Genomic DNA, 12266 nt, shown 5'->3' with positions numbered 1-12266 from the left:
TGGACCAGCGGAGAATCGAACTCCGATCGCCTGTTTGCAAGACAGGTATGTTTCCGTTACACCACAAGCCCATTGATCATTTTTTCAGCAGGGGCGGTAGGAGTCGAACCTACTTTTCACTGGTTTTGGAGACCAGTCGCCTAACCGGTGGCTCACCCCTTCGTGCGTTCGTTTTCTTCGATGCACTCAATGATGGGGTGGTTCATGATCCCGGGCAATTGATTTTCCGGGCACTCGGTCAGAGGTCGGGGTCGGTGTCCTTGGCGGTGGCCACGGGGCGGAGCGGACGGCGGAGGGGCACGAGCATCATCGAGAAGTCGGCGGCGGCGATGATGCGGTCTTCGACGTCGGTCACCCGGCATTCGACGATCACCAGCTGGCGGCCGGCCTTGAGGACCTCGGCGCGGGCGTACACCTGGTCGCCGTGCGGGCGGCCGAGGTAGCGGACGTGCAGGTCGGCGGTCACCAGGCTGTTCTTGCCGGGTTCGAAGCCGCTGCCGCGGGCGGCGGCGGTGCCGGCGGCGACGTCGATGAGGGTGGCGATGGCGCCGCCGTGCAGGTTGCCGGTGCTGTTGAAGGCCTGCTCGCGGACGGGCATCGAGAGGAGCGCGTGACTGTCGCCGATCTCCACGATCTCCAGGCCCAGCAGCTCGTGGAGCGGGGTGGACTGGCGCAGGGTCGTGCGGATGAAGTCCTGCTCGGCCTCGGGCAGGTCGGCGACGCGGATGGTGCTCATGGATCACTCCTCAGTCACGAACCCGCTCATCCTAGTTACGGCCCTGACCGGGGCGATCAGGGGTGGTGTATGGTGCGACGTCGCACGGGCGAACGTCACAAACCACTCAAGTGCCGGTCAAGGCGCGGCATGACGTACTCCCCCGTGGTAAACCCAAAGCATCACGGTTGTGTTGAAAGAAGGCGAGGGGGCCCGCCATGAGGCATGCACGGGACGGGGCTGCCGCGGCGATGAACGCCGCCTCACGGGTTCTCGTCGCCCGGGGGAAGAACGAGCCGCAGGAGCTGGAGAACCCCGATGTCGCCTGGGGGCAGCGGGCTCGTGACGGGGTCTGGGTGCCGACCAAGGACGGGCAGCGCATCCACTTCGGGATCGACGTGCCGGCGGCCGACACGGTCGCGCAGGTGCTGCGGCCGAGCCTGCGGGTGTTCGTGGGCATCGAGGTCGACACCGACATCGTGGCGCAGACGACGTCGACCGGCATCCGGCTGCTGACGGTGATCCACGGTCCGGACGCGCCGAGCGAGTTCCGGTTCTCGGTGTCGCTGGCGGACGGGCTGGCGCTGGAGGCGATGCCTTCCGGCGGCTACGACGTCGTGCACCTGCGTTACGGCGCCACCGTGGGACGCCTCTACAACCCCTGGGCGTGCGACTCGATGTACCGGCCCGTGAAGGCCGACTACACCCTCTCAGGCTCGATCGTGACCATGCGGGTGCAGCACGAGGGGTCGTTCTACCCGGTGGTCGCAGACCCGCTCTATTCGCGTTGAGCGCCATCTGGCCGGCCCGGTGGCTTCGCGATCAAGTGGTCGGACCGGTACGGCTGGTTACGGACAGCTGAATGTCGCTCGCTTGGCAGGCACGGCGGCATCGGGTTGCGTGGACGATCTAGATCTGCGTCATATGGTGGAGAACGTGGCCCGGCCTCGAGCTGCTCCCCTCGGCTGGGCCCCCTGTCCTGCGACCGTCCCGGTCCCCTGAGACTGGAGTCATTGTGATCTTCACTCACGACACCGAGCACGCGCTCGCCACCGTCGTCGATCTGATCAACACCGCGCCCGAAGCGTCCGGGGAGGAGCGGCTCGGTGATCTCGACGGCCTGCGCGCGTTCGTGGATCGCAACAGCTTCAGCGACATCCGCGAGCTCACCGGGCGGGACCTGGCCCAGGTGCGGAGCCTGCGGGGCCGCTTCCACGCCGTCTTCGGCGCCACCGAGGTGCCCGAGGCGGTCGAGTTGATCAACGACATCGTCGGCGGTGTCCGCACGACCCCGCATCTGACCGATCATGACGGGCACGACTGGCACGTGCACTTCTTCGCGCCCGGCGCCCCCATGGGCGAGCATCTGGCGGCCGACTGCGGCATGGCCCTGGCGTACGTGGTGTCGGCCGGTGAGCTCGACCGCCTGCGGACCTGCGAGGCGCCCGACTGCGCCCGGGTCCTGGTCGACCTCTCCCGCAACCGGTGCCGCCGTTACTGCGACAGCCGCACGTGCGGCAATCGCATGCACGTGGCCGCCTACCGGGCCCGACAGCGCGAAGCCACCGCCCCTTAGCGCCACCTTGACCTGGGGCTCCGGAAGGCCTCCGGGCTTATGATCACAAGCGTCACTCGTGGAACTTGAAGCAAATTCGGTGTAAACCGCGCCCTCGCTCGTCAGCATCCGCACGGGGTCGCTAACCTCGTCGTTCACACCCTTTGCGGGTTTCCGCCCGCAGTGGGCTCCGACGTCTGACCCAATCAGCCATGGAGGATCCGCTGTCCAGGCGAGCGCTCATCACCGGCATCACCGGGCAGGACGGTTCGTACCTCGCCGAGCATCTGCTCGAGCAGGGGTATGAGGTCTGGGGCCTGGTGCGCGGTCAGGCCAATCCGCACGTGTCGCGGCTGCGCAAGCACATCGGCGACGTCCAGATCACCACCGGGGACCTGCTCGACCAGGGCAGCCTGATCTCGGCGGTGGAACGGGTCCGCCCCGACGAGGTCTACAACCTGGGTGCGATCTCCTACGTCCCGATGTCGTGGCAGCAGGCGGAGCTCACGGCCGAGGTCACCGGCATGGGCGTGCTGCGCATGCTGGAGGCGATCCGCGTGGTGTCGGGGATCAGCCCGTCCCGTACGCCGGGCGACGAGCAGATCCGCTTCTACCAGGCGTCCTCCTCGGAGATGTTCGGCATGGTCCGGGAGACTCCGCAGAACGAGAAGACCCCGTTCCATCCCCGCAGCCCGTACGGCGTCGCCAAGACCTACGGGCACTACATCACCCAGAACTACCGCGAGTCGTACGGGATGTTCGCGGTGAGCGGGATCCTGTTCAACCACGAGTCGCCTCGCCGGGGCGCCGAGTTCGTGACCCGCAAGGTCACGCTGGGCGCGGCCCGGATCAAGCTGGGCCTGGCTTCGGAGCTGCGGCTGGGCAACCTGGAGGCCCGGCGTGACTGGGGCTTCGCCGGCGACTACGCCCGCGCGATGCGGATGATGCTGGCGCAGGGGGCGCCCGAGGACTACGTCATCGGAACGGGCCAGACCCAGTCGGTGCGCGATCTTGTGGAGTACGCGTTCACCAGCGTCGGCCTCAACTGGGAGGACCACGTCGTTCTCGACGAGCGCTACACCCGTCCCGCCGAGGTCGACCTGCTCTGCGCCGACCCCAAGAAGGCCCGCATGCACCTCGGCTGGGAGCCGCAGGTGACCTTCGAGGAGCTCGTCTCGATGATGGTCGAGTCCGATCTCCGGCTGCTCTCGGAGTCGGCCCGTCCCGAGGACGAGCCGTTCAGCCCCGACCACTGGTGAGCCGCCGTTCATGGAGTGAACGCGGGCGTGCGACGATGCCTCCATGGCTATTTGTGAGCATGTGCAGGCCTTGCCGGACGTCGATCCGGACCCGGTGACGCCGCAGGGCTGTCAGGAGTGCCTCGCGGAAGGCTCCCGGTGGGTCCACCTGCGCCTTTGCCTCTCCTGCGGCCATGTCGGGTGTTGTGACTCGTCGCCGATGCGCCACGCGACGGCGCACTCCGGCAAGGAGGGTCACCCGATCGTCCGGTCGTTCGAGCCCGGCGAGGACTGGCGCTGGTGCTTCGTGGACGAGCAGATCGTCTGATGCCCGACATCCGGCTGGCGAGCGCGCCGGGCCGCTGGATCCTGCTGGCCACGGTGCTGGGCTCCAGCGTGGCGATGCTGGACGCCACGATCGTCAACGTGGCGCTGCCGCGGGTGGCCCGTGACCTCGACGCGAACATGGCCGGGCTGCAGTGGACGGTGAACGCCTACACCCTCACGCTGGCCGGGTTCATCCTGCTCGGCGGCTCGCTGGGCGACCGGTACGGCCGCCGGAAGGTGTTCGTGATCGGCGTGGTGTGGTTCGCGCTCGCGTCGCTGCTGTGCGGCGCCGCGCAGGACGTCACCACGCTGGTGGCCGCGCGGGCCCTGCAGGGAATCGGCGGCGCGCTGCTCACCCCCGGCTCGCTGGCGATCATCCAGGCCTCGTTCAGCTCCGACGACCGGCCGCGCGCGGTGGGCGCCTGGTCCGGGCTCGGCGGCGTCGCGGGCGCCATCGGTCCGTTCCTGGGCGGTTGGCTGGTGGAGGCGGCGGGCTGGCGCTGGGTGTTCCTGCTCAACCTGCCGCTCGCCGCGATCGTGGTGCTGGTGGCGGTACGGCACGTACCGGAGAGCGTCGACCCCGACGCGCACGGCGGCTTCGACATCCTGGGCGCGGTGCTGGCGGCGCTGGCGCTGGCCGGGACCACGTACGCCCTGACCGAGGCCCCGCAGTCGAACGTGGGGAGCGCCGTGATCGGCGGTGCCGCCGCACTGGGACTCGGTGCCGCGGTGACGTTCGTCTTCGTCGAACGGGCGCGCGGTGGCGGCCGGCGCCTTCTCGGCCGACGCCTTCTCGGCCGTTCCGCGGAGAGCGCGGATCGCGCGGCTCGGCCGGTGCCTCAGCCCATGCTGCCGTTGCAGATCTTCGCCTCGCGCCAGTTCACGGTGGTCAACATCGTCACGTTCGTGGTGTACGGCGCGATGAGCGTGATGTTCTTCCTCTTCGTCCTGAACCTCCAGGTCGTCTCGGGCTTCGAGCCGATCGCCGCCGGGACGGCCCTGCTGCCGGTGACGGTGCTGATGTTGCTCCTGTCGTCCCGGGCGGGCGGGCTGGCCCAGCGGATCGGGCCGCGGACGCCGATGGCGGTCGGGCTCGTGGTGGCCGCGGCCGGCATGCTGATGGCCTCGCGCGTCGGCCAGGACGCCTCGTACCTGCGCGACGTGCTGCCCGCCGTGGTGGTGTTCGGCCTGGGGCTGTCGGCGATGGTCGCGCCGCTCACCGCCACCGTCCTCGCGAGCGCGGACGTCCGGCACGCCGGGGTGGCGAGCGGGACCAACAACGCGGTCGCGCGGGCGGCCGGGTTGCTGGCGGTCGCCGCGATCCCGCCGCTGGCGGGGCTGACCGGGGAGGCCTACAACGATCCGGCCGCGTTCTCCGACGGCTTCCGCAATGCGATGATCGTCTCCGCCGTCATCATGGCGGCGGGAGCCGTGCTGACCTTCTTCACCGTGCGCGACGACACGCTCCGGGCCGCGCCTGCCGCGTCCGAGCCGCAGTGCAAGCACCACTGCTGCGTGGGGGCGCCGCCGTTGGAGCCTGAACGCGAGGGCAGCACCGCGCGTCCCGCCGCGGGCTGACTGTCCTGCCCAGCCGATCGCGGGATGAGGCCCCGGAAAGACCTCATCCCGCGATGCCCTGAGGCCCTGTCCCGCGATGCCCTGGGGCCCTCGGCTCAGCGGGTGAGACCGGGAATCCGGGCGGCGGGGTGCGTCCAGTCGCCGTCGAGCGGGGTGACGGAGACGTGGTCCCGGCTGAGCGCGGTGGTGTCGGCGCCCTCGACGGTCTCCGGGTCGGCCGGGAACCGCGGCGTGATCAAAAACGTGTCCGGGCCCGCCGGCTGGTACACCGGCAGCACGAACGCGGTCGTGCCGAGCCTGGTGATCTTCGTGCCCCTCGGCGCGCCCGCCGTGATCGGGTAGTTGACGTTGAGCGCCACCCCGGCGGGCAGCAGGCGCCCGCCTCCGGCCCGCCGGAGGCGGGCGATCAGATCCGCGAGGTACTCCGCCGTGGCCGGGAACGCCTTCAGCGTGGCCTCCTGCCCCGCCCGCAGATCGATCTCGGTGCTCACCGCGATCGACGGCACGCCGTTCGCCAGCCCGGTGATCGCGGCCCCCACCGTGCCCGAATGGGTGGCGACCGCGCCGGTGTTGTGGCCGAAGTTGCTTCCCGAGACCACCAGGTCGGGCTTGGCCTCCTTGAAGACGGCCTGGAGCCCGAAGGAGACCGAGTCTGCGGGCGTCCCGGCGACCGACCAGACGCCCGGGGACTCCTGCCTGGCGGTGATCCGCGCCCCGAACCTGAGCGTCATCGCGGTGCCGACCCCGCTCTGGTCGGCCGCCGGCGCGACCACCGTCACCCTGTGCCCGGCGGCCATCAGCGCCTGCCGCACCGCCTGGAGACCGGGTGCGCCGAACCCGTCGTCGTTGGTCAGCATGATGTTCAGCCCCTGGACGGCGGCGGGGCGTTCGCCCGGGCGTTCGGGCACGGCGTGCGCCGAGGAAGCCATGATCAGGGCGGAAGCGGCGAGCACGCAGGCGACGGCGGCCAGCGTACGCGCTCGCGCTCGCGTCACCGGGATTCGCAACACGGACATGTGTGCACCTCTTTCTCGATCCTGGTGACTTGCAAATCTCGGGTCCGATTCCGGCTATGTCCAAGACCGGATCGGTTCGTTGTCATACGGTCAGGGAATGAATCTGCGGCAGCTGCGCTATGTCGTGGCGACCGCCGACCACGGCACGATGACGTCGGCGGCTCAGGCGCTCTATGTCGCCCAGCCCGCGCTGTCCCGGGCCGTCCGCGAGCTCGAACGCGAGCTCGGCGTGGAGTTGTTCGCCCGTTCCGGGCGGGGTGTCGTGCTCACCGCGGTCGGCGAACAGGTGGTCCGGCAGGCGCGCGTCGCTCTGGACGCCATCGACGCGATCGAAGGGCTCTCGGTCTCGCGCGCCAACGGCCGCGGATCCGAGCTGCGCATCGCCTCCACCTCCTCGCTGGAGCCGGAGCTGACCGGGCGGCTGATCCCCCGGTTCGCCCGCGACCAGCCCGCGGTCCGGGTCCGGGTGATCCGCTGCGAGGGCCGCGAGCAGGTCGCCGCGGCCATCCGTACGGGCCGCGCCGATCTGGCCCTCACCGACCTGCCCGTCCCCGGCGACCTGGCGGCCCACCCGTTCGAGCAGCGCGAGGTGGTGCTGATCTCGCCGCCGGCGCTGAAGGTGCGGGATCCGGTGCCGCTCAGCGCGCTGGACGGCATGCGCCTGGTGCTGCCGAGCCGCGGCAGCTCACGCCGCGCGGAGCTCGACGCGATGCTGGAACGTATCGGCGCCACGCCCGTGGTGGCGGTGGAGTCCGACGAACGCGGGTCATGGCTTGGGTGGGTGCGCTCCGGCATGGGCTCGCTGCTCTGGTACCGCAATCAGATCGACGACACCGAGGGCCTGGTGGTGCGCTCGTTCATGCCGCCGCTCACCAAGTTGATCGGCCTGGTCCATGCGCACCGGCAGCTTCCCCCGGTGGCGCGCGACTTCCTCGCCTTCGCCAAGGAGGCCTCACGCGGCTGACCCAGCGGGCGCCAGGGGCCGGGAACCCGGCCGAGGCGCCGCCCGTGCCATGATCTGAGCGTGGAAGCGACTCATGCGTTGTGGCTGCTGGCGGTGCCGATGGCAGCGGTCACGGTCGCCGGGCTGTCCAGGCGGTGGGGGCTCTCCGCGCCGCTCGTCCTGGTGGTCGCCGGGCTGCTCTTCACGTTCATCCCCGGCGTGCCCGGCTTCGAGCTCGATCCCGAATTCGTCCTGTACGTGTTCCTGCCGCCGCTGCTGTTCTCGGCGGCCTGGCAGATCTCGTACTACAACCTCCGCGAGAACGTCCGGCCCATCGGCCTGCTGTCGTTCGGCCTCGTGCTGTTCACCACCTTCGTCGTCGGGTACTCCGCGTACTACCTCGTGCCGGACCTGCCGCTGGCTGCGGCGTTCGTGCTCGGCGCGATCATCGCGCCGCCGGACGCGGTCGCGGCGGTGAGCGTCGCGCAGCGGCTGGGGCTGCCGCGCCGGACGGTGACGATCCTTGTGGGCGAGAGCCTGTTCAACGACGCCACCGCGCTGACCGCGTTCCGGGTGGCGGTCGCAGCGGCGGCGGGCGCGGGGTTCACGCTGCTGGACGGCACCGGGCGGTTCCTGTTCGCCGCGGTGGCCGGTGCCGCGATCGGGCTGGTGCTCGGGCCGCCGCTGCACTGGCTGCGGACGCGCCTGAACGACCCGATCGTGGAGAACGGGGTGGCGGTGCTGGCGCCGTTCGCCGCCTATCTGATCGCCGAGGCGCTGCACGCCTCCGGTGTGATCGCGGTGGTGGTCAGCGGCCTGTATCTCGGGCACCGCTTCACCGAGTCGGCCGCCGTGACCCGGATCATCGGCCACGCGTTCTGGAAGGTCGTCATCTTCATCCTGGAGTCGGTGGTCTTCCTGGTCATCGGGCTCCAGCTGCCGGCGGTGCTGGACGGCGTGTCCGGGTACGGCTGGGCCAGCCTCATGTGGTGGGCGGTGGCGATCTTCGCGATCACCGTCGTCACGCGGTTCGTGTGGGTGTTCCCAGCGGCGTTCCTGCCCCGGCTGCTCTCGGCGCGGATCCGCGAAAAGGAGGCCTGGTACGGATGGAGGGGCCCGGTCGTGGTGTCCTGGGCGGGCATGCGCGGCGTGGTCTCGCTGGCCGCCGCGTTCGCGGTCCCGATCCTCACCTCGTCCCGTGAACCCTTCCCCGGCCGAGACCTGATCCTCTTCCTGACGTTCACCACCGTGCTGGCCACGCTGCTCGTCCACGGCATGACGTTCCCCATGCTGATCCGCCGCCTCGGCGTCGGGAGCGCCGACGAGGAGTACACCGACAGGGTCGCCGAGGCCGGTGCCCAGCACGCCGCCGCGAAGGCGGCCCTGGAGCGGCTGGAGGAGCTCGTCGCCGCCGAGCCCAAGGCCATCGACGAGACGGTGACGGAACGTCTGCGGCAGCTCGCCGAGCACCGGCAGCTCCGCGCCTGGGAGCGGCTCGGCGGGGGCACGGGCCCCGAGGGCGAGGAGGTGCCGACGAGCACCTACCGGCGCCTCCGCCGCGAGATGCTGGCCGCCGAACGGCAGGTGTTCATCCAGATGCGCGACGAACGCCGCCTCGACGACGAGGTGATGAACCGCGTGCTGCACGAGCTGGACCTCGAAGAGGCAGCCCTCAACCGCGACTGACCCCCCGCCGCGCCTCATCTCGCGTCGGTGCGGGGCCCGCGTTCATGGGGTGAACGCGGGCCCTCGGCGGTGTCACGAACCGTTGAGCGGCTTCTCGGGGAGTTCGACGGCGTAGGACTCCTTCACCACGTCGAGGTGGTGCCAGGACTCCCGGACGGTCGCGCCAGGGACCGCGCGGATCGCGTCCATGACCGCGACGAGCTCCCCGCGCGAGGCGGCCTCGGCCTGGCCGACGATGTCGTAGCGGCCGAAGCCCGTCGCCAGGTAGCGCACGCCGTCCTTCTCCGCCACGGCCTCGGCGACCCGGCGGAGCCCGCCGGTCACCGTGAGCCCGAAGCCGCCCAGCTCCGCGGCGCCCAGCGCCAGGGGATCGGCCAGGCCGGTCACCTGGATCACGCCCGAGCGCATCAGCCGCACCACCCGGGCCCGTGTGGCGGCCTGGGACAGCCCGATGATGTTGGCGAGCCGCGTGTAGGGGGCACGGCCGTCGCGCTGCAACTCCTGGAGCAACCGCCAGTCGATGTCGTCGAGGGTGATGTCCCCGAGCTCACGGACCACGGCGTGGGAGTCGCGCACGGTGGAGACCGAGCGGAACACCTCCGCCGACCGCACGCCGGGCACGGCGCGGATGTGGTCGACCTCGGCGGCCAGCGCCGCGTCGTCCCGCGTCCGCACCTGCGCGACGAGGTCGTAGGGCCCGGCGGTCAGCGCGGTGAAGCTGACCGCCGGCCGCTCCGCGATGGCCGCCGCCACCTCCCTGGCGGATCCGTCGACGGTGACCGAGACGTGCCCGATCGCCTCCGCTCCCACGACGGCGGCGTGCACGATGCCGACAACGCGGACGACCTGGGTTTCGAGAAGGTTCTGCACGCGTGCCCGCACTGCCGTGCGGGAAAGCCCGACGCGGTCGGCGAGCGCCTGGAAGGTCGCCCTGCCATCCCGCTGGAGCTCGCGGACGAGCACGGCGTCGACCGCATCCAGCACGGCTCTCCTCCTCGACATGCAATGAATCGTTTCGCCAGCAACTGCAAGATCATTCCATTTCAGGACGGTATGACGTCAAATATTGATCTTGCTCGTGTTCGTCACGTCCGGTCACCGTTGATGCGTCGGTGAACGGCCTCTCCAGCGACGAAAATGACGCCGCTAAACCGGTGCGGCAATGCATTGACGCCCGGCCCCCTCCGTCAGGCCGGGCACGCCCGAGCCCGTACGCACAGCGCCCCGGATGGCGATGACCATGCGGGGTACGGCCGGATCGGGCGCGGCACACCGGGCCCAAGAGCGTTAACTGCATGCGCCTCTCCCGGTGTTCTGCTGTGTGAAGCCTCTACGGGGGGACGGCCGTCCGTGTGAGGCACATGTAAAAAAAGTGCATCCACGCCGCACCATCGTCAAGAGGTAACTTTACAGAGAGCGAAACCTCACGTTGCACCTCATTCCACAGAGTCCGCCACATCCCACTGGTCACGGACGTCCGGCAAATGACAGAGAGGCTGGTCAGAGGGGGCACACGCGACGGTCAGCCAGGAGTCACCCGGAAGTACGGTCCGTTCTGCGAGAGGGTCAAGCCCGCCTTGTCCGATGCCGGGCCGCAGGAGCGGGACGCGGTGCCCGCTTTGGCCGGAGCACTGCCGGGTATGGATCACAATGTACGGTGGCCCAGCCACTTTCATCCGCGATTGGTGTGTAGAACAGCCGTGCGCTTGTTGAACGGTGAGCATTCCGCTCACGACCTCACGTACAACGACGTCTTCATGGTCCCCCGCCGCTCGTCGGTCGGCTCCCGGCTGGAGGTCGACCTGGCGACGGTGGACGGCAGCGGGACGACCGTTCCGCTCGTCGTGGCCAACATGACCGCGGTCTCCGGCCGCCGCATGGCCGAGACCGTCGCCCGCCGAGGCGGCCTCGCGGTCATCCCGCAGGACATCCCCGTCGAGGTCGTCTCCGACGTGATCGGCTGGGTGAAGGACCGCCACCTGATCTACGACACGCCGATCACCCTCACACCGGCCGCGACCGCGGGCGAGGCGCTCGCGCTGCTGCCCAAGCGCGCGCACAACGCCGTGATCGTGGTGGAGGACGACCGTCCGGTGGGCGTGGTGACCGACGCGGACTGCCACGGCGTGGACCGGTTCGCCCAGCTGCGCGACATCATGTCCCGCGACCTCGTCACGCTCCCGGACAGCGTCGACCCGCAGGAGGCGTTCAACCGCCTCCACGAGCGCGGCCACCGCCTCGCGCCCGTGGTCGACGGCGCCGGCCGCCTCACCGGCATCCTCACCCGCACCGGTGCCCTGCGCGCCACCCTCTACAAGCCCGCCGTGGACGACGCCGGGCGGTTGCGCGTCGGCGCCGCCGTGGGCGTGAACGGCGACGTGGCCCGCAAGGCCAAGGCCCTGCTGGAGGCCGGCGCCGACCTCATCGTGGTCGACACCGCGCACGGCCACCAGGAGAAGATGATCGGCGCGCTGGCGGCCGTCCGCGGGCTGGACCCGCAGGTCCCGATCGTGGCCGGGAACGTCGTGACCGCCGAGGGCACCCGCGACCTCATCCAGGCCGGAGCCGACATCGTCAAGGTCGGCGTGGGCCCGGGCGCCATGTGCACCACGCGGATGATGACCGGCGTGGGCCGGCCGCAGTTCTCCGCCGTCCTCGAGTGCGCCGCCGAGGCACGCCGCCTCGGCAAGCAGATCTGGGCCGACGGCGGCGTGCGGCACCCGCGCGACGTGGCCTTGGCGCTGGCCGCCGGGGCGGCCAACGTGATGGTGGGCTCCTGGTTCGCCGGGACGTACGAGTCGCCGGGCGACCTGCAGCGGGCCGCCGACGGGCGTCTCTACAAGGAGAGCTTCGGCATGGCCTCCGCGCGGGCCGTGCGGCTGCGCACCGCCGACGACTCCCCGTTCGACCGGGCCCGCAAGGCGCTCTTCGAGGAGGGCATCTCGACCTCGCGCATGTTCCTGGACCCGGAGCGGCCGGGCGTCGAGGACCTCATCGACTCGATCGTCGCCGGGCTGCGCAGCTCGTGCACCTACGCGGGCGCCCGTTCGCTGGAGGAGTTCCACGAACGCGCCACGGTCGGCATCCAGAGCTCCTCGGGCTACGCCGAAGGCATGCCGCTCTCCAGCAGCTGGTAACGCCTGGTAACAGCCGAATTCGGCGACCCACCGTGTCCGTCGCGCCACGGGACGTCATGCGTCCTGATCCG

The 12266-nt window shown here is 70.4% G+C and carries 11 protein-coding genes and 2 tRNA genes; 8 read left to right on the top strand and 5 right to left on the bottom strand.

Annotated features, from left to right (window positions below; translation table 11 throughout):
- The 3 genes from F8566_RS00160 to F8566_RS00150 form a co-directional block, all read right to left on the bottom strand.
- Positions 1-71 (bottom strand) — tRNA-Ala (locus tag F8566_RS00160).
- A gap of 17 nt (positions 72-88) precedes the next feature.
- Positions 89-160 (bottom strand) — tRNA-Trp (locus tag F8566_RS00155).
- Positions 161-238: 78 nt separating this feature from the next.
- Complete coding sequence (locus tag F8566_RS00150; RefSeq protein WP_151556742.1) at positions 239-736, bottom strand: PaaI family thioesterase; 498 nt, start codon at positions 734-736, stop codon at positions 239-241.
- 197 nt (positions 737-933) lie between these two features.
- Here F8566_RS00150 and F8566_RS00145 point away from each other — a divergent pair, with 197 nt between their 5' ends.
- The 5 genes from F8566_RS00145 (at position 934) to F8566_RS00125 (ending at position 5413) form a co-directional block, all read left to right on the top strand.
- Positions 934-1506, top strand: coding sequence for a hypothetical protein (locus F8566_RS00145; protein WP_151556739.1), 573 nt, complete (start codon positions 934-936; stop codon positions 1504-1506).
- 224 nt (positions 1507-1730) lie between these two features.
- Entirely contained in the window at positions 1731-2291 is a 561-nt protein-coding gene (locus F8566_RS00140) for a CGNR zinc finger domain-containing protein (RefSeq protein WP_151556738.1), read from the top strand.
- Between the two features lie 203 nt (positions 2292-2494).
- Positions 2495-3529: a GDP-mannose 4,6-dehydratase gene (gene gmd, locus F8566_RS00135; protein ID WP_151557832.1), complete on the top strand. Its 1035-nt coding sequence runs from the start codon at positions 2495-2497 to the stop codon at positions 3527-3529.
- Positions 3530-3572: 43 nt separating this feature from the next.
- Entirely contained in the window at positions 3573-3836 is a 264-nt protein-coding gene (locus F8566_RS00130; protein WP_151556736.1) for a UBP-type zinc finger domain-containing protein, read from the top strand.
- Positions 3836-5413: an MFS transporter gene (locus F8566_RS00125; RefSeq protein WP_151556734.1), complete on the top strand. Its 1578-nt coding sequence runs from the start codon at positions 3836-3838 to the stop codon at positions 5411-5413. Before F8566_RS00130 ends, F8566_RS00125 begins: the two co-directional genes overlap by 1 nt.
- Positions 5414-5508: 95 nt before the next feature.
- Here F8566_RS00125 and surE read toward each other — a convergent pair whose 3' ends face one another.
- Positions 5509-6429: a 5'/3'-nucleotidase SurE gene (surE, locus tag F8566_RS00120; RefSeq protein ID WP_151556732.1), complete on the bottom strand. Its 921-nt coding sequence runs from the start codon at positions 6427-6429 to the stop codon at positions 5509-5511.
- 97 nt (positions 6430-6526) lie between these two features.
- Between surE and F8566_RS00115 the strand changes: the two genes are divergently transcribed.
- Positions 6527-7393: a LysR family transcriptional regulator gene (locus F8566_RS00115; protein WP_151556730.1), complete on the top strand. Its 867-nt coding sequence runs from the start codon at positions 6527-6529 to the stop codon at positions 7391-7393.
- Positions 7394-7453: 60 nt separating this feature from the next.
- Positions 7454-9058, top strand: coding sequence for a Na+/H+ antiporter (locus F8566_RS00110; protein WP_225992711.1), 1605 nt, complete (start codon positions 7454-7456; stop codon positions 9056-9058).
- 72 nt (positions 9059-9130) lie between these two features.
- Here F8566_RS00110 and F8566_RS00105 read toward each other — a convergent pair whose 3' ends face one another.
- On the bottom strand, positions 9131-10042 hold the full coding sequence (locus tag F8566_RS00105; RefSeq protein ID WP_151556728.1) for an Lrp/AsnC family transcriptional regulator: 912 nt from the start codon (positions 10040-10042) through the stop codon (positions 9131-9133).
- A gap of 716 nt (positions 10043-10758) precedes the next feature.
- Here F8566_RS00105 and F8566_RS00100 point away from each other — a divergent pair.
- The gene (locus F8566_RS00100; RefSeq protein WP_225992710.1) at positions 10759-12195 is read left to right on the top strand and encodes a GuaB1 family IMP dehydrogenase-related protein; all 1437 of its coding nucleotides are present in this window, start codon (positions 10759-10761) and stop codon (positions 12193-12195) included.
- Positions 12196-12266 lie beyond the last annotated feature (71 nt).

It is taken from the genome of Actinomadura rudentiformis, assembly GCF_008923185.1.
GTDB classification, from domain to species: Bacteria; Actinomycetota; Actinomycetes; order Streptosporangiales; family Streptosporangiaceae; genus Spirillospora; species Spirillospora rudentiformis.
This window is presented reverse-complemented; position numbering and strand designations above follow the sequence as displayed.

Coding starts and splice junctions, on each gene's coding strand:
- F8566_RS00150 (WP_151556742.1), bottom strand. CDS start 736: ATGAGCACCATCCGCGTCGCCGACCTGCCCGAGGCCGAGCAGGACTTC.
- F8566_RS00145 (WP_151556739.1), top strand. CDS start 934: ATGAGGCATGCACGGGACGGGGCTGCCGCGGCGATGAACGCCGCCTCA.
- F8566_RS00130 (WP_151556736.1), top strand. CDS start 3,573: ATGGCTATTTGTGAGCATGTGCAGGCCTTGCCGGACGTCGATCCGGAC.
- F8566_RS00125 (WP_151556734.1), top strand. CDS start 3,836: ATGCCCGACATCCGGCTGGCGAGCGCGCCGGGCCGCTGGATCCTGCTG.
- surE (WP_151556732.1), bottom strand. CDS start 6,429: ATGTCCGTGTTGCGAATCCCGGTGACGCGAGCGCGAGCGCGTACGCTG.
- F8566_RS00115 (WP_151556730.1), top strand. CDS start 6,527: ATGAATCTGCGGCAGCTGCGCTATGTCGTGGCGACCGCCGACCACGGC.